This is a genomic window from Jeotgalibacillus sp. R-1-5s-1, from assembly GCF_004405105.1.
Lineage (GTDB): Bacteria > Bacillota > Bacilli > Bacillales > Jeotgalibacillaceae > Jeotgalibacillus.
On the sequence record NZ_SORW01000044.1, the window covers coordinates 160,979 to 177,502 of the forward strand.

Below are 16,524 nucleotides of genomic sequence, written 5' to 3' on the forward strand. Positions count from 1 at the left end.
CGACCAAAGCACTCATTTGTGGAATGAGTGAAACATTTCCAAATAAGGGTCGTAATCAATAACCGAGGTGAATTATTATGTATTATCAGGAACCGAAGACGGAGACATTCTATTCTGTTGCATATGTAATTATGTTTGGCGTTGCCATTTTATTTTTAGGTGCGGTCACTCTATTACCTATTGTGTTGTTTTTTATCTACCAGGCTTCCTGGATCTGGTTTATCGCGTGGATGACACCGTTGTTTGGCTGGCTGAACTGGGTGACGATCCGACATGCTGAAAAGGTGTTTTGGAAAGAGAAGCATCACGCTCATTATGAAGTAAGAGATGGTCACTTTTACGGAACCACCTATCGAATTGAAGAAAAGCAGCGGAAAAGAGAACATTCTTTTCCACTCTCGGATATTAATAGAGTTGTGATGTTGCCTTACATTATCAGGATCGTGACGAGGCCGAGCAGGGAGTTTTATGACTATGGCAATGCTCCAAGAACGATCAAAGTGACTGCTCCAATGATTGCTGTGGTAACGGACAATGATCTGGTTGAAATGCTGATGGCTGAGAATGATATGACGACAATCGACCAGTGGGTGAAGTATTTCGAAGAGCAGGGAGTTCCAATCTCTTATTCATCAAAACTGTTATACTATTATGCAAATAAACAATGGTATAGTCGTACACAAAGGCACCAGCATCTCCTGAATGATGAGAACGTAGTGCCATTTAAGCCGTCAGCATACAATAATATCGTTGAGGCGAGTGAGATCCTTCACAGAGAATGGACTAGAAAGGTCAATGATGATTTATCGATTGATGAATTGAATGAATTACATGAGAAAAAGTTGAAGAAGCGTAAAAGAGGCAGATTGATCAGCGCCTTTGTTTTGGGGTTCTTTATGCTCCTGGCCTTTTTATCTGTCATTTAAATGGAGGGAGTACCATGAATCAATTATCACCGTCAGAAATCAGAGAAATGATACGCGCAAATGAATGGACAAAGCCGACTGCCGGACTGGCAAACGGCTATATACAGACGAACCTTGCCGTGCTGCCAAAGGATCTGGCGTTTGAGTTTCTATTGTTTTGTCAGCGTAATCCGAAGCCGTGTCCGATTATTGATGTAGTAGAAGCCGGGGAAATCTCGGCACGGTTCGCAGCCCCCGATGCCAATATGAAAACAGATATTCCGAAATACCGCATTTATCGAAATGGTGAGATGACCGAAGAGTGCGAGAACGTTTCTGACATTTGGGATGAGAATATGGTTGGTTTTTTAATTGGATGCAGCTTTACGTTTGAGGAGGCTCTTCTGCAAAACGGGATTCCGATTCGTCATCATGAAGAGCAGTGTAATGTACCGATGTATAAAACGAATATTGCATGTACAAAAGCAGGGCGATTTGAAGGGCCGATGGTGGTCAGCATGCGCCCGATGAGCGAGCAGGAAGTGATTCGTGCTGTTCAGGTGACGAGCCGATTCCCTTCTGTGCACGGGGCGCCGGTGCATATCGGCAGTCCTGAAAAAATCGGAATACAGGACATCCATAATCCGGATTTTGGAGATTCCGTCACGATCAAAGAAGGCGAAGTTCCTGTATTTTGGGCATGTGGGGTCACACCGCAGGCGATCGCCATGCATGTTAAGCCCGAGCTGATGATTACGCATTCTCCAGGTCATATGTTTATAACTGATTTGAAGAATGAAGAGTTTTCGGTTTTGTAGAGACTTAGTTGATAGTTGGAACCTCTTGCTATTAGCAGGGGGTTTTCTCTTTTAGAAACACTATCAAAGTTTCCATACATATTTTAGAATAAATGGTATCCTTGGTTTAAGGATTATTTCCAAAAGGGGGATGCTATTTGTTTTGGGATGAAGCTTCACTCACTGTGCTGATCATCTTTGTGATGATGTTTGCGATTGGGTCGTTTTTGAATATTATGTTCAAAACGACCAAAAGACGTGACTGGCTGACCATGTTCTTATTCTGTTTTGTGTTCTCAGCTTTTTTTGTCGGTATATTTAACTATTTCTGATTGATAGGAGGGAGTGAAATGCATAGATACGGGCCAGGTGTTTTAATCTCGATTATCATATTTCTCGTGCTTGTTGTCATTAATGACTGGTATTATGCCAATACAGGGCCGTTAAATGCGATTGTGATGGTGCTGAGCAGCTACAGTATCTTATTTCCTTATCTCATTGAGAAGAAAAAATGGAAAACCCATCTATTATTTTTCCTGATGTTGATCGTAGTCATCTCATTCTCCATTCCACAGGTTACATATGTCGAGGCGGAGTCAACAGTTGTGGAGGAATATGGATTGGTTGACATCACAGATAGAGGGAACCTGCCATTAATGATAGAACGTTGGGAAGATCGGATTAATCCTTTTCATCCTCATACTGCCTATTATTTTTCAGGAGTGAATGAAGATGGGAAAAATGTTTCTGTGATGGTGACTGCTGACGAGAAGAGAATAGTGGAAATAAATCCATAACGGAGAGCGATCCTTCTCATAGCTGGGGTCGCTTTTTCATGGGAAGAGAATATCCCTTTTGAAGGATATAAAATATTCCTTATAAAAAACTTGTTGCAATCGCTTTCAGGATATTCTATAATTCAAATCAATTAATCCGAAACGTTTCGGGAGCGTGATGAAATGACGACTATAAAAGATATTGCAAAGACAGCCGGCGTTTCCGTAACAACTGTTTCGCGTGCCCTAAATGGGTATTCGGATGTAAACGAAGCGACCCGTAAAAAGATTGTAGAAACAGCAAGACAGCTGAATTACACGCCTAACACGATTGCCCGCAGCCTCGTGATGAAGAAGTCAAAAACAATCGGATTACTTGTATCAGGATTTATCAGAGAAAGCCTGAAGGATAATTTTATGCTGAATGTACTGGCAGGGGTCAATGACTTCGCCTCTGGCACGGATTACGATATTGTATTGTTCAATACGAATTCATCTAAGCAGAGAGAAAAAACGTATCATCAGCTGTGCCGCGAACGTCAGGTGGACGGTGTTGTTATCCAGGGAATCAAAACCGATGATCCTTATCTTGAGGAGATTATTGATGGAGATATACCTTGTGTACTTGTCGACATTCCTAAAATGGGTCCGAAAACTGGCTATGTTTCAACAGACAATGTAATCGGAGCCTATGAAGCGGGTAAGCATTTACTTGGACTTGGACATACAAAAATAGCGATGATTAACGGTCATGACCAGGCTTTCGTCAGTCAGGAGCGACTTGATGGTTTCCAAAAAGCGCTTAATGAAGCTGGATTATCTCTGCTTCAGGTAGAGAACGGAGGATTTTCTGAAGAAGGCGGGAGAGCAAGCTTGCTGAATATAATGAGCCAGCATCCTGATGTAACTGCGATCTTTTGTGCGAGTGATTTAATGGCCATCGGAGCTTTGTCAGCATTAAAGGAACTCGGCAAAAGTGCACCTGAAGACTTGTCGATTGTCGGATATGACGATATTTTACTTGCTAAATATGTAACACCTGCTCTGACCACGGTTTCTCAGGATACACACGGACTCGGTTATGAAGCAGCTAAAATGCTGATCGGTATGCTGGAGGGTAAGCAGCCTGGAAAGACGATAGTAAAACATGAATTAATGATTCGGGACTCAAGCCAACAGTGTCTATAATTTATCGGCGCAAGATAAAGCTTGGGTTCTTTTTTTGACTAAATCCGAAACGTTTCGGATGCTGATAGGAGAGGCTTTTATGAACTATAGAGTGATCAAAGAAAACGATTTGTTTTTACTGACTGATGAAAAGGGAGATATTGTTTCTAATCATACATATGAGCTTGGGCTCTACACAAAGGACACGCGATTCCTAAGTAAATTCAAGCTGTTAATCAACGGGGAGTCACCGATCCCGCTGCATTCAGATGGTGGTGAAAACTTCCGTTCCAGCATTCTTTTGACGAACCCGCATCAGGAAAAAGACGGGGAGCTGATTCTGTGGAGAGAGTCGATTCAGATTGAGCGGACCAGGTTTATCCATGATGATGTTCTATACGAAACGGTAAAGGCAACAAGCTTTTTCCCAAAAGAAGTATCCTTTAATCTCGGCCTGCAGGCGGATGCCGATTTTGCGGATATGTTCATTGTCCGGGGTTTTCAAAATGGAGAGGTAGGTAAAAAAGGCGCGACAATTTCAGAGCCTGGAAGTATTACTTTTACCTACAACGGTGCTGATCAGATCAACCGGAGAACTGTGATCAGCTGGGACGAGCCGGAACGCAATGCGCACGGCGGAACGGTCGATTTCACCTGGACGCTAAATCACGGGGAATCGAAGGAGCTGACGTTCACTGTGGAAGCGCTTCAACAGGATGAGGCAAGTAAAGTGACGGATCAGGAAAGCGCGTTGAAGGCACTGCAGCATTCCTATCAGCAGTGGAATGATTCATTACCGCGAATCAGAACGGATCACCATCAGCTGGAGAAGCTGATTCAACGTGGTACAGACGATCTGAGAGTGCTGCTGACGGATGTTGGACATGGCTCATTTCCAGTCGCAGGTCTTCCATGGTTTGGCGTTCCATTTGGACGTGACAGCCTGATCGCTGCCCTTCAGCTTTTGCCTTTCAATGCAGAGGTGGCAAAAGGAACGCTGCGCACGATGGCGCATTATCAGGGAACGAAGGTGGATGCATGGAGAGATGAGCAACCCGGGAAAATCATGCATGAAATTCGTTACGGAGAGCTTGCGAACACAAATCAAATTCCTTTTGCTCCTTACTATGGAAGTGTTGATTCCACACCGCTGTTTCTGATGCTTCTCGTGGAAACGGTGAACTGGACAGGGGATTTGAAGCTGGCTGAGGAGCTGCGTTCCAATATTGATCGTGCCCTTGAATGGATTGATCAATATGGAGACCGTGATGGTGATTTGTTTGTTGAATATCATCAGGAAGCATCAAAAGGGATTGCCAATCAGGGATGGAAGGATTCCGGTGACTCGGTTGTTCATCGAAATGGTGACTATGCGAAATCTCCAATTGCATTAAGTGAAGTTCAGGGATATGTGTATCAGGCGAAAACGGGTATTGCCAGACTTCTTGACAGGCTGGGTGAATCCGGGCGTGCGGAAGCATTGAGAGTTCAGTCTGAACAGTTGAAAGAAAAGTTCAATCAGGATTTTTGGATGGAAGATGTACAATTTTACGCCATCGCATTAGATGAACATAAAAAACAGGTGGGAACGATCACATCGAATCCCGGTCACCTTTTACAGTCGGGCATTCTGACGGAAGAAAGAGCGAAGAAAGTCTCTGAACAGCTGACAAATGACAATATGTTTTCAGGATATGGCATCCGGACAATGGCTGTGGGAGAAGCCGGTTATAATCCAATGAGTTATCACGACGGCAGTGTGTGGCCGCATGATAACAGCATGATTCTGCTCGGCATGGGCAAGCTTGGTCATCAAAGACAAATGAACCAGGTGATTGATGGGCTGATCGAGGCCTCCGGACATTTCGAGTATGATCGTCTGCCGGAGCTTTTCTGCGGCTATGATGCATCGCTGAATAAAGTGGTTCCATATCCGGTTGCGTGCTCGCCACAGGCGTGGGCTGCTGGAACACCTCTGACCTTTATTCAATCCTTGTTAGGGATTTTCCCTGACAGCTTAAATAATAGGATTTTAATTAACCCTGTATTACTTGATTCCATGGATGAATTACAAATCGATGAACTGAAGGTGGGTGAAGGGGTTCTTTCGCTTAATGTGAAAAGAATTGGAGACAAAGTAAATGTTGACATTGTGAAAAATACAACGGGCTTTGACATCGAAAATCGTTTAACGGCACGAACTCATTAAAAGGGGAAAAGGAGCGAATAAGCATGAAAAAGAAATGGATGGTTTCAATGAGTGTAACAGCACTATTAGCAGGTGGCGTCTTAGCTGGATGCAGTTCTGATAATGGTGGGGAAGGCTCTTCTGATGAAGGTGGTAAAACAACAATCACGCTTGCAGGATGGGGAGGAAATCCGACTGAGCAGGATCTGCTGCAACAGACATTGGATGATTTTGAAGCGCAAAATCCGGATATCGATGTCAAGCTTGAGGTCATTGCAGATCAGTACATGGACGTAATGAAAACGCGGCTGATCGGCGGGGAGGGTCCTGATGTTTTTTATCTGGATGCCTTTGAAGCACCGGCTCTAATTGAGACAGGCGTTCTTGAACCACTTGATGATTACGTGACAGAAGAATTCGATGTAGAGGATTTTGAAGCACCGTTACTTGAAGCCTTCCAGCAGGATGGCGTCACATACGGATTCCCGAAGGATTATTCCACACTGGCTCTTTTCTATAACAAAACCCTGTTTGAAGAGGCTGGCGTAGAAGTGCCGACAACTTGGGAAGAAATGATGGAAGTGTCTAAAGCACTTACGAAGGATGGCGTTTACGGATATGGTGTAGCACCTGAGCTTGCACGTCAGTACTTTGTAGCTGAATCACTGGGAGGCAGTGTAGTAGAGGATAACATGGCGAACTTCGGCAGTGATGAGGTGATCGAAGCACTGCAGCCAATTATTGATCAGCACAATGTCGATAAAACATCTGCACAGCCTTCAGAAGTAGGTGCCTCATCAGGTGGAGATATGTTCGGACAGCAGCGTGCAGCAATGGTACTTGAAGGAAACTGGAACATTCCTTACTTAGAAGAGACTTTCCCTGAATTAGAATACGGAACAGCTGAGGTGCCAACGATTAACGGTGAAAAAGGAACGATGGCGTTTACGGTGTCTTACGTTATGAATGCTGCCTCTGAAAAGAAAGAAGCATCATGGAAGCTGATTGAGTACCTGACTGGTAAAGAAGGAATGGAAACATGGACAAGTAAAGGGTTCGCTCTTCCGACACGTAAATCAGTTGCTGAAAAGCTTGGTTATGCCAATGATGAGCTGCGCGGTCCGCTTGTAGCAGGTGCAGAGTATGCAACTGTCTGGGCAAACGGAACAAACCTGCCAACAATCACAAACAACTTCAATAACCAGTTTGTCAGTGCGTTCCTTGGTGAGCGTCCACTGGATGAAGCGTTAAAAGAAGCAGAGGAGCAGGCAAACAGCGAAATTGAGGCCAATAATTAATCAGCCGTAACTTTAAAGGGAGGAAGCTGGCGAAGCAATCGTCAGCTTCTTACTTGAAATGGGAGTGACATAAGATGAGCCGTAAATACAGCCGAAAGAAATTGCAGGAAGCGGGACAGGGATATTTCTTTATGTCTCCAACCCTTTTCGTATTAGCCTGTTTTATTCTTGGACCGATCTTTTACGCTGTTTTCCTGTCGTTTCACAACGTCCGTTTACTCGGAGAAACAGCCTTTAATTTTGTGGGATTTGCCAATTACGAGCGGGTATTTGATGACCGCAGAGCACTGATTGCGCTATGGAATACGTTTAAGTATGTGATTATCGTTGTACCGTGTCAGACCGTCCTTGCGATTGTCCTGGCGGCAACGTTAAATGCAGGAATGAAGGGTGAAAAGTTTTTCAGGATTGTCTACTTCCTGCCGACGTTAACATCCTCAGCCGTTTTAACACTGATTTTTATGTGGATGTATAACCGTGAAGGGTTAGTAAACTTTGGATTAGAATCACTCGGTCTACCTACATATGATTTTATAGGTGATCCGAATGTCGCTTTAACAGCTATTATGATTATGAACATTTGGGCTACAGCACCATTCTTTATGGTTATCTATCTGGCAGCCCTTCAGGATATACCGGATTCTCTGTATGAAGCAGCAGAACTGGACGGAGCTGGACCGATTCGCAAATTCTGGTCCATTACCGTTCCTCACTTAAAGCCGATTACCTCGTTTGTTGTGATTATGGGGATCATTGGCACGTTCCAGCTATTTGACCAGTCTTATATTTTCTCAGGCGGTTCAGGTGGACCGGATAACTCGACGCTTACTGTGGTGCTATTAATTTATCAGTATGCTTTTAAAACGATGGATACGATGGGATACGCAACAGCGATTGCCTTTATGCTGGCGATTGTCATTTTAGTAGCGACACTTCTTCAGCGCAAATTTTCAAAAGAGGAAAATCTTTATTAGAAGGGCGGGATTGATGTGAAGAAAAAAACGAGCATTGGACGAATCATTTTGTACGGAATCCTTAGCCTTTATGCGCTTATTACACTGATTCCATTTCTATGGGCGCTGTCATCTTCCTTTAAGCCTTTATCTGAAATTGTCAGTGGTGCGATTACCTTTATTCCCGAAAATTTCACGCTCGATAATTATCGCCAGATTTTTATAGAGGAGGAGCTGTTTCCGCGCTGGATGTTTAACAGTGTGTTTATTGCTACTGTCGGAACAGGATTAAATCTGATTTTTAATTCGATGGCGGGTTATGCACTGGCGAGACTGTCTTTCCCGGGGAAAAAAGGGCTCTTCATCATTATTCTTGCTGTCCTGATGATTCCGGCACAGGTGACGATGATTCCAAACTATCTGATTCTCCGTGAATTTGGCTGGCTGAACAGTTATCAGGGAATGATTGTACCGTCTATGATCAACGCAACCTTCATCTTTATGATGCGTCAGTTCTTCGTGAATTTCCCGAAGGAGCTTGAGGAGGCAGCTGCAATTGACGGACTGAGCCGGATCGGGACCTTCTTCAAAGTCGTGCTCCCACTCGCAAAGCCGGCGCTTGCTGCTCAGGCAATCTTCGTTTTCATGGGATTCTGGAATGACTTTATGCGTCCGCTGATTATCATGACTGATTCAAGCATGTACACCCTGCCGCTTGGCCTTAACACGTTCAAGGGTCAGTTCGTCAGCTACTGGAACTACATCATGGCAGCATCAATGGTCTTTACGCTTCCAGTGCTTGTGATTTACGCGTTCTTCAATAAGTATTTTATTAAAGGACTGTCATTAACAGGAGGCAAATAAACGTTTGTTTGATAGATGATAACATGGAGAAAATGGCTCTTTTAGGAGTCATTTTTTCTTTTTGAAGGAGGGGTTTATTTGTATCCGAGAGCAAAGGTGTTTGGACTGATCATTCAGGATGGGAAGCTGCTACTTGAAGAATACGGGGAAGAGCCTGCAAAAGGCAGTGGTTATTTTTATCGGCCTCTGGGCGGTTCAATTGAGTTCGGTGAGAGGTCTGATGAAGCGCTTGTGAGGGAGTTTCGGGAAGAGCTTGGATATGAGGTTTTGATCGATGAATATGTGACTTGTCTGGAGAATATATTTTGGGTTGAGGAGGAGATGGGGCATGAGATTATTCAGGTTTACCTTGTGTCATTTCAGGATGATGAAGCGGCTGGGAAATCTGAGTATGGCATTATAGATAAACCTGGTGGCAGAGCGGTGTGGGTGCGGATTGATGAATGCGTTTCGGGGGATAAGGTGCTGTATCCCGAGGGATTGGCTGAAGTTTTGAAAGGTATGTGAAGTTTTTGGAGTGATGGAATTAATTTTTGAAACGATTGAATCCGGAGCTGGAGTGATTGAATCGGGAAAGTTAATGAAGGGAAAAATCGAGGTTGAACAGGTTGTGATGGAAAAAATTTCTGGAACGAGAGAAATAATTGTTGAAACGATGGATAAAAATTTTCAAACGATTGAATAAGTGTCACGAGTGATTGAATCCGGATGAGTGCCACTTTTGTCAGGAAATCTAGAGGGAGCGGTTCAGGAATCCGCAACTTAGCTTACTGATCGAACCGGCTCCATAAGGACCCGGCCCAATCTCGTTAAACGTCTATGCGTGAAGCTGTATGGCTGCGCTTCTTCAGTGTAATAAACAATGCAAGGTTCACTGGAATGAATAACATGACGAAAAAAGACAGGATCATTAAGTAAGGATCTCCGCCAGAAGCAATTTCATCCGATACATATCCGGCAATAATCAGGTTAAAGACTGTGATGAAAAAGGTCACGAAAGAAGTCAGAATCAGCGTGAATGTATTAACCGCTTGTTTTTCTTTTGTCACAATCAGTCTTACGCAAACGGCTACCATCCCCATCAGCAAGGTGAACAAGATCATATATTGAAAATCATATATTTCCACAAAGCAGTCCTCCCTTTATAGCAGAGTAGACGTGTTTCACCTGAGGGAAGTTTCAATGAAAAATCAAAAAAAGTTTTCAGAAAACGTTATTTTATGTGGTAATATAGAGGTAATAAATAACAAATATGGAGGAATGCAATGTTCAAAATTAAGAGTGTTTTATTTGTCGGAGTGTTAATCGCAGGATTAGTTATTATGGCTAATTTCCTGACTGCTTACAGGCTGACGCCACTTGGTGCAGCAGAGCTGAATGAGCATATAAGTGAAGACTATGAGTTAATGGAAGAGTACGAGATGGATGGCGTGACCGTTTTTCTTTTCAAAAGTGATCTGAGAGAGGCTTACCGTGCCGTCATATCTGAAAAACAGGAATTTTTCTATTCAAGTATTTCCTCCACTTATGTCCCGTATGATGATCGGGAGTCCCCTATTTATACCGTTGGTGGCATTAATTACAGAGGTGAGAGCAAGGAATTCACCTATTTCACCTTTCAATCCAGTGATGACCAAATTTCATACATAGAAGTCACTGAGGGGGAAGAAGTGAAAAGAGAAGAAGTGAAGCAGGGAGAACTGACTACAATTGTGCTCGATCAGGACATTCCGTTAAAAAGACTGAATGCTGTGGCTTATGATGAGGACGGGAATGCGCTGTATAAGTATGGTTATTTAGATGGCCAGGCGCAGACAGCACGATCTTTGAAATGGCACCCGGCAGATCAGCTGGAATAACCATAGTCGCATCCGGTTTACCTCTAAAAGGGTAGCCGGTTTTTTGCTGTTAAAGTGTGATCCATTATACTTCAACATGATTTAGTGCTACCATTAATTTGTAAATTCATTTTAAAGGTGGTAGGCATCATGAGTCTGATTCGTCATGGAACACCGCTTTTTAGAAAAACGAGCTTTGCCTTTTTTGCAGCAGGATTTAATACGTTTGCGATTTTATATAGTACACAGCCTTTGCTTCCTGTTTTTTCGGAGGAGTTTAAGGTATCACCGGCAATTTCAAGTCTGTCTTTATCGATTACCACGATTATACTTGCAATTAGTCTGATCATTTTTGGGTCGTTGTCAGAGGTTTGGGGAAGGAAGCCGGTTATGAGCATCAGCATGGTGGCTTCTTCAGTTTTGTGTATCCTTGCAGCTTTCAGTCCGGATTTTACGACTTTGCTTGTTTTCCGTACGCTACTTGGGATCACGCTTGCAGGGCTTCCCGCGATTGCAATGGCTTATCTCGGTGAGGAGATGGATGCCCGCAGTCTTGGGGTGGCAATGGGTCTTTATATTAGCGGAAATGCAATTGGTGGGGTATTCGGACGGGTGTTTTCAGGCATTGTGGCAGATTGGCTGAACTGGCAATTTGCCATGGCTGCCATCGGGGTTTTAGGTCTGATATCAGCGATTATTTTTACATTGAACCTCAGATCATCTGAACAGTTTGGGTCTGAAGCGATGCATGCGGGGACACTTGTATCCTCTATGGTCAGTCATCTGAAGGATCCGGGACTGAGGTACTTATTTGGCATCGGCTTTATCATCATGGCAGGCAATGTGGCGATTTTTAATTATATGGGGTATGCCCTGACTGAGCCGCCTTACAACCTGAGTCAGGCGCTGGTCAGCTGGCTGTTTATCGTCATGATTATCGGAATGTACAGCTCGATCTGGGCGGGCAGAAGAGTAGAGAAGTTTGGCCGGCAGAAAATGCTGTTGATCAGCCTGCTGATTTCGTTTACAGGACTGCTGATTTCGCTTGAAGGATCACTTTTTAGCAAAGTACTGGCACTGACGCTATATGCGTTCGGCTTTTTTGCCAGCCAGACGGTAGCGACAAGCTGGGTGAGTGCACGTGCGCTTCAGCATAAATCGCAGGCATCATCCTTATACCTATTTCTGTATTATGTTGGTTCAAGTATAGGCGGGACACTGGGAGGCTTTTTCTGGTCAGGTTTCGGCTGGATCGGTGTTGCAGGGATGATCGCTGTCTTTTTAATGATTGGATTTTGGTGTGCAAGAGGGCTTGCGAAGGTGGAAAGATACCGTGTTGCTGAGGTGGAGGCAGCTTCAGCAAAAGAAAACAAACATTTCGGTAAATCATAAAAGGAGATCATGATGATCTTCTTGAAAAGAATAAAATCAGACATTTAAAGGTGGAACCATATGAATAAATCAGACACATTATCCATGAATAAATCGAGTTGGGAAAGAGAAGCGCCGCGCTTTTTTGGCCGCGCAGCCTTACCGGACTTTGGTCCGCTTGCGCCATCTGAAGATCGGCTTCAATTGTTTGGAGAGATCAGTGGTAAGAAGGTGTTGGATATCGGGTGCGGCAGCGGGCATTCTCTCGCATATATGGCAGACAAGGGTGCAGAAGAATTGTGGGGACTGGATTTGACATCTGCTCAGATAGAAGCAGCCAGACAGGTGCTTGGAAATCAACAGGCTCGGGTGTCATTGTTTGAATCCCCTATGGAGAAAAATCCCGGATTGCCGGTGGATTATTTTGATATGGTTTATTCCATTTACGCGCTGGGCTGGACAGTTGATTTAAAGCAGACGCTTAATCACATTTACACCTATTTGAAGCCGGGTGGTGCCTTTATTTTCAGCTGGGAGCATCCAATACATGACAGGATTTCCTTTGTGAACGGGGCATTTCAGTTGAAAAAATCGTATCATGCTGAAGGGCCTGAACTGAATGAAGCGTGGAAAAATACGGTCGTCATTCACCATAGAAAACTGAGTACATATGTTAATACACTGGTTGACGCAGGATTTATGATAGAAAAAATCATTGATGATGCATTCCTCCCGGAAGAACATCCGGATGATCATGGAAAGTGGTATTCGGTTCAGAAGGCTGCACTGGTACCTGCGACGTTTATTATGAAAGTAAAAAAGCCTTTATAGCAACAATTGAGTTACTAAAAAGGAGGGGCAATCATGATCGAATCATTTACCTGCGAGATGACGCAGTTGAAACGCGAACGCAAAATCAGTGTTTATTTACCTGATGATTATCAGGGTGGAGACCGTCACTATCCTGTTTTGTATATGCATGATGCACAGAACCTGTTCAGTGATGAAGAGTCGTTTTTCGGAACAAGCTGGGATGTGCAGGGGGCGCTTAAGAAGACGGGGCTTTCACTGATTGTAGTAGGAATTGACTGTAATCCTGAAGGACATAAAAGAAGTGACGAGTATTCTCCGTGGGAAATGAAGGACGACATTAAGAAGGGGCTGGATATTGAGCCATCTGTAAAGGTCGGTGGTGAAGGGAAAACGTATGTCGATTTCATTGTCCATAAACTGAAGCCTCTGATCGATGAAAAATACCGGACGATTCCTGCTGAGACAGCCATCGCTGGAAGCTCGGCAGGCGGGTTGATTTCAACCTATGCGATGTCCCATTATCCATCCGTGTTTAGACGGGTAGCTGCGCTGTCGAATGCATACTGGTTCTGTCAGGAGGATATCGAGACTTTTGTGAGAGAAAGTGATTTGTCCGCTGTGGAACGGTTTTACTTTGACACAGGAACAGATGAGTGGACAGGGCATTTCGGACCTGAGGTTTATGTAAAAGTTAATGAAAGCATGAGGAAGATCATTGAAGAAAAAGGAGTCCCGCATCAGTTTCAGCTGGTGGAGGGAGCGGTTCATAATGAAGGTGCCTGGAAGAAGAGACTGCCGGATATACTTAAATATCTCTATTCATCTTCTTAACATACTTTCTGGGTATTCTCGATGTGAAAACAGCAGGCTAGTGTAGTGGTTATAAAGCTAAATGAGTTAAAAAAGCATTAAGAGAATACGACCAAAAAGAATTGATCAGCCTGATTGGAGAGCTGTACGAATTGAATCCTGAGGTGAAAAGTGATCTGTCGACTAAGTTTCAGGGGGAAGAAGCGGTTGAAGTTCTACTTTTGCTGATGCATTGGACATGATTGATACCTCATATGAACGCGTTGTTTCTTACGCTGACAGGCTTCAGGCTATTTTAGAGGAGGCAAGTCAAGTAGGATGGGGATACCCTGATTCCTTAGGTTACATTTACGATAGCATGGAATTCGACCCGGAGGATGAAGATTCAGACCTTACATAATCCGCCCGCTATCAGGAAAAACTAACCTCATTCATTTACGAAAGGGGTATGAACATGCAAATCAACGCACAGGAAATACTTGAACGCTACAGACGGGGGATCAGTCTCGTGCATGAGGAGATGCCGTCTGCGATTCATGAGTACAACCAATTTACCGGAAAAGCGTTTGAGGATGGTGAAATCGACCGGGCTCACAAGCATTTGATCGCGCTTGCCATTGCCGTCACAGACGGAGACGAATCCAGCATGGTGTATCATATGGATCAATGTATTGAACACGACTGCTCAGATAAACAGATTCATGAAGCGATGATGGTGGCAGCTGCATACGGCGGCGGTTCTTCTATGAGCCACGGTGTGACGATGGGGCTGGAGATGCTGAAGCAATTGCGTCATTAAATGAAAAGCCCGATTCCAGCAAAGGATCGGGTTTTTGCATTCACGTAGTGCCAACCATAAAAAAAGCAACAAAACCAAGCACCATCAACAAGTTACCCACAAGCCCTAAACCGCTGCAAATAATCCCTGATATCGCCAATCCTTTGCCAAGTCCATTATCTTCCTTGATTTGAGATAATGCCCTCACACCTAAGATCGCGCCTGCGATACCAAGTATCAATCCGATGAGGGGGATCAGTAGAGAAAGAATCCCGAGTGTAAGCGAAACAATCGAGTTACTGTTCGTTTGTTTTACATCCATTTTCAATCAGCTCCTTACCCTACATTACGATTTAAGCACCGATTCGTTTCAATGATTTAGTATTTGGGAGAAATCCGTTTATAATAAAGCAAACAGGACACATGAATCCTGTATGTCAAACCGGAACGGGGAGAGACCATGACACAGCATTTTACGCATCAGGCAGGCTGGTCACTTCAGCACACTTATACAGCGCTGCCCGAGATTTTTTATTCACAGATTCAACCAAACAAGGTCAGCAGTCCAGCATATACACTGGTAAATGACAGGCTGGCAGAGGAGCTTGGATTAAAGCCTGAAGCTTTACGTTCGAACGAGAACCTGAATATGCTGGCTGGAAATGCGGCATCAGACAATGCCATGCCAATTGCACAGGCTTACGCCGGGCATCAGTTCGGCTACTTCAACATGCTTGGAGATGGCCGTGCTTTATTACTTGGAGAACAAAAGAAAACGGATGGTCAAATCGTTGACATTCAGTTAAAAGGATCGGGGCGCACACCTTATTCCCGCGGTGGAGACGGCCGTGCGGCACTTGGTCCGATGCTTCGGGAATACATGATCAGTGAAGCCATGCATGGACTGGGGGTTCCAACGACGAGAAGTCTCGCTGTTGTGACAACAGGTGAGCCCGTTTACCGTGAAACCGTGAAGCAGGGCGCCGTCCTGACACGCGTTGCAGCCAGCCATTTACGGGTAGGAACCTTCCAATTCGCCGCTAAATGGGGAGGCAAAGAAGCGCTAAAGTCATTAGCCGACTATGCGATCGTGAGGCACTACCCTGAACTGAAATCAGAAGAAAACCCTTATTTTGCTTTCCTCATGGCAGTTATCAAACGTCAGGCATCACTGATCGCTAAATGGCAGCACGTCGGGTTTATTCATGGCGTCATGAATACAGATAACATGACCATCAGTGGTGAAACGATTGATTACGGCCCATGTGCCTTTATGGATACGTACAACCCGGCAACAGTCTTCAGCTCGATCGACCGCGACGGACGTTACGCCTATTACAACCAGCCGCATATCGGTGGCTGGAATCTGGCGCGTTTCGCTGAAAGTCTAATTCCACTTCTGCATGAAGACCAGGAAGAGGCCATCAAACTAGCCCAGCATGCCATCGAGCAATATTCGGGCTTTTATCAGGAAAACTGGCTGAGCGGGATGCGGAAGAAGCTCGGGTTGTTTAACGAAGAGCAAGAAGATCTTGCGCTCGCTAACCGCTTGCTGGAGCTGATGGAACAGCACAGAGCGGACTATACAAATACATTCCGCGCATTAACGCTGCAGGAGAACACAGGACTTGAATCAGATGAAGGTTTTAAAGAATGGGTGCAGCAGTGGAATGAAAGACTGGATCGTCAGGAACAGTCACTTTCAGACGTCCAGAACTTAATGAAGTCTGCTAATCCATCAGTGATTCCACGCAATCATCTGGTAGAGGAAGCACTGGAGGCGGCTGAGTCAGGAGATTTATCCAAAGTGGAGAAGCTGCTTGAAGTAGTTACGAAACCTTATGAATACCGCGAAGAAGAACCGGCTTTTTGTCGGCCCGCGGGTATCAGACTTATTGTGGGACATAAAGTGAATATGATTTTGAAGGCCGGAACCGGGAATGGTTCCGGCCTTCCTTTTATTGAA

General features: G+C 44.5%; 18 protein-coding genes and 1 pseudogene. 17 read left to right on the forward strand and 2 right to left on the reverse strand.

What is annotated here, in order from left to right:
• Positions 1 to 77 precede the first annotated feature (77 nt).
• The 11 genes from E2491_RS13565 to E2491_RS17550 all read left to right on the forward strand — a co-directional run bounded on the left by E2491_RS13565 (position 78) and on the right by E2491_RS17550 (position 9,633).
• Complete coding sequence (locus E2491_RS13565; RefSeq protein WP_134376155.1) at positions 78 to 926, forward strand: hypothetical protein; 849 nt, start codon at positions 78 to 80, stop codon at positions 924 to 926.
• A 14-nt stretch (positions 927 to 940) separates the two neighbouring features.
• On the forward strand, positions 941 to 1,723 hold the full coding sequence (locus tag E2491_RS13570; RefSeq protein WP_134376156.1) for a putative hydro-lyase: 783 nt from the start codon (positions 941 to 943) through the stop codon (positions 1,721 to 1,723).
• Positions 1,724 to 1,860: 137 nt separating this feature from the next.
• On the forward strand, positions 1,861 to 2,034 hold the full coding sequence (locus E2491_RS17545) for a hypothetical protein (RefSeq protein WP_166805877.1): 174 nt from the start codon (positions 1,861 to 1,863) through the stop codon (positions 2,032 to 2,034).
• An 18-nt stretch (positions 2,035 to 2,052) separates the two neighbouring features.
• Positions 2,053 to 2,499, forward strand: coding sequence for a hypothetical protein (locus E2491_RS13575; RefSeq protein ID WP_134376157.1), 447 nt, complete (start codon positions 2,053 to 2,055; stop codon positions 2,497 to 2,499).
• 162 nt (positions 2,500 to 2,661) lie between these two features.
• Complete coding sequence (locus E2491_RS13580; protein ID WP_134376158.1) at positions 2,662 to 3,666, forward strand: LacI family DNA-binding transcriptional regulator; 1,005 nt, start codon at positions 2,662 to 2,664, stop codon at positions 3,664 to 3,666.
• Between the two features lie 79 nt (positions 3,667 to 3,745).
• A complete protein-coding gene (locus E2491_RS13585; RefSeq protein ID WP_134376159.1) occupies positions 3,746 to 5,854 on the forward strand; it encodes an amylo-alpha-1,6-glucosidase in 2,109 nt (702 codons plus the stop codon).
• Between the two features lie 23 nt (positions 5,855 to 5,877).
• Positions 5,878 to 7,131 carry an ABC transporter substrate-binding protein gene (locus E2491_RS13590; RefSeq protein WP_134376160.1) on the forward strand — a complete coding sequence of 418 codons (1,254 nt, stop codon included), beginning with the start codon at positions 5,878 to 5,880 and terminating at the stop codon, positions 7,129 to 7,131.
• Between the two features lie 74 nt (positions 7,132 to 7,205).
• Positions 7,206 to 8,105 carry a carbohydrate ABC transporter permease gene (locus tag E2491_RS13595; RefSeq protein WP_134376161.1) on the forward strand — a complete coding sequence of 300 codons (900 nt, stop codon included), beginning with the start codon at positions 7,206 to 7,208 and terminating at the stop codon, positions 8,103 to 8,105.
• 15 nt (positions 8,106 to 8,120) lie between these two features.
• On the forward strand, positions 8,121 to 8,948 hold the full coding sequence (locus tag E2491_RS13600) for a carbohydrate ABC transporter permease (RefSeq protein ID WP_134376162.1): 828 nt from the start codon (positions 8,121 to 8,123) through the stop codon (positions 8,946 to 8,948).
• Between the two features lie 78 nt (positions 8,949 to 9,026).
• Positions 9,027 to 9,455, forward strand: a complete 429-nt coding sequence (locus E2491_RS13605) for an NUDIX hydrolase (RefSeq protein WP_134376163.1) — start codon at positions 9,027 to 9,029, stop codon at positions 9,453 to 9,455.
• 10 nt (positions 9,456 to 9,465) lie between these two features.
• The gene (locus E2491_RS17550) at positions 9,466 to 9,633 is read left to right on the forward strand and encodes a hypothetical protein (protein ID WP_166805890.1); all 168 of its coding nucleotides are present in this window, start codon (positions 9,466 to 9,468) and stop codon (positions 9,631 to 9,633) included.
• Positions 9,634 to 9,757: 124 nt separating this feature from the next.
• On the opposite strand, the gene E2491_RS13610 is transcribed toward E2491_RS17550, so the two are convergent.
• A complete protein-coding gene (locus tag E2491_RS13610; protein WP_134376164.1) occupies positions 9,758 to 10,075 on the reverse strand; it encodes a hypothetical protein in 318 nt (105 codons plus the stop codon).
• Between the two features lie 138 nt (positions 10,076 to 10,213).
• On the opposite strand from E2491_RS13610, the gene E2491_RS13615 reads away from it, so the two are divergent.
• The 5 genes from E2491_RS13615 to E2491_RS13635 all read left to right on the forward strand — a co-directional run bounded on the left by E2491_RS13615 (position 10,214) and on the right by E2491_RS13635 (position 14,579).
• Positions 10,214 to 10,807, forward strand: a complete 594-nt coding sequence (locus tag E2491_RS13615; RefSeq protein WP_134376165.1) for a hypothetical protein — start codon at positions 10,214 to 10,216, stop codon at positions 10,805 to 10,807.
• Positions 10,808 to 10,936: 129 nt separating this feature from the next.
• Entirely contained in the window at positions 10,937 to 12,178 is a 1,242-nt protein-coding gene (locus E2491_RS13620; protein ID WP_134376166.1) for an MFS transporter, read from the forward strand.
• Positions 12,179 to 12,238: 60 nt separating this feature from the next.
• On the forward strand, positions 12,239 to 12,988 hold the full coding sequence (locus E2491_RS13625; protein WP_134376167.1) for a class I SAM-dependent methyltransferase: 750 nt from the start codon (positions 12,239 to 12,241) through the stop codon (positions 12,986 to 12,988).
• A gap of 33 nt (positions 12,989 to 13,021) precedes the next feature.
• Positions 13,022 to 13,801 (forward strand): alpha/beta hydrolase, encoded by a 780-nt coding sequence (locus tag E2491_RS13630; protein ID WP_134376168.1) that lies wholly within the window; start codon positions 13,022 to 13,024, stop codon positions 13,799 to 13,801.
• A 433-nt stretch (positions 13,802 to 14,234) separates the two neighbouring features.
• Positions 14,235 to 14,579 carry a carboxymuconolactone decarboxylase family protein gene (locus E2491_RS13635; RefSeq protein WP_166805891.1) on the forward strand — a complete coding sequence of 115 codons (345 nt, stop codon included), beginning with the start codon at positions 14,235 to 14,237 and terminating at the stop codon, positions 14,577 to 14,579.
• Positions 14,580 to 14,619: 40 nt separating this feature from the next.
• Here the strand turns inward: E2491_RS13635 and E2491_RS13640 are convergent, their stop codons facing one another.
• Positions 14,620 to 14,880, reverse strand: coding sequence for a DUF4190 domain-containing protein (locus E2491_RS13640; protein ID WP_371414480.1), 261 nt, complete (start codon positions 14,878 to 14,880; stop codon positions 14,620 to 14,622).
• A gap of 138 nt (positions 14,881 to 15,018) precedes the next feature.
• Between E2491_RS13640 and E2491_RS13645 the strand changes: the two are divergent.
• Positions 15,019 to 16,466: pseudogene (locus tag E2491_RS13645) on the forward strand (protein adenylyltransferase SelO).
• The last annotated feature ends 58 nt before the right edge of the window (positions 16,467 to 16,524 follow it).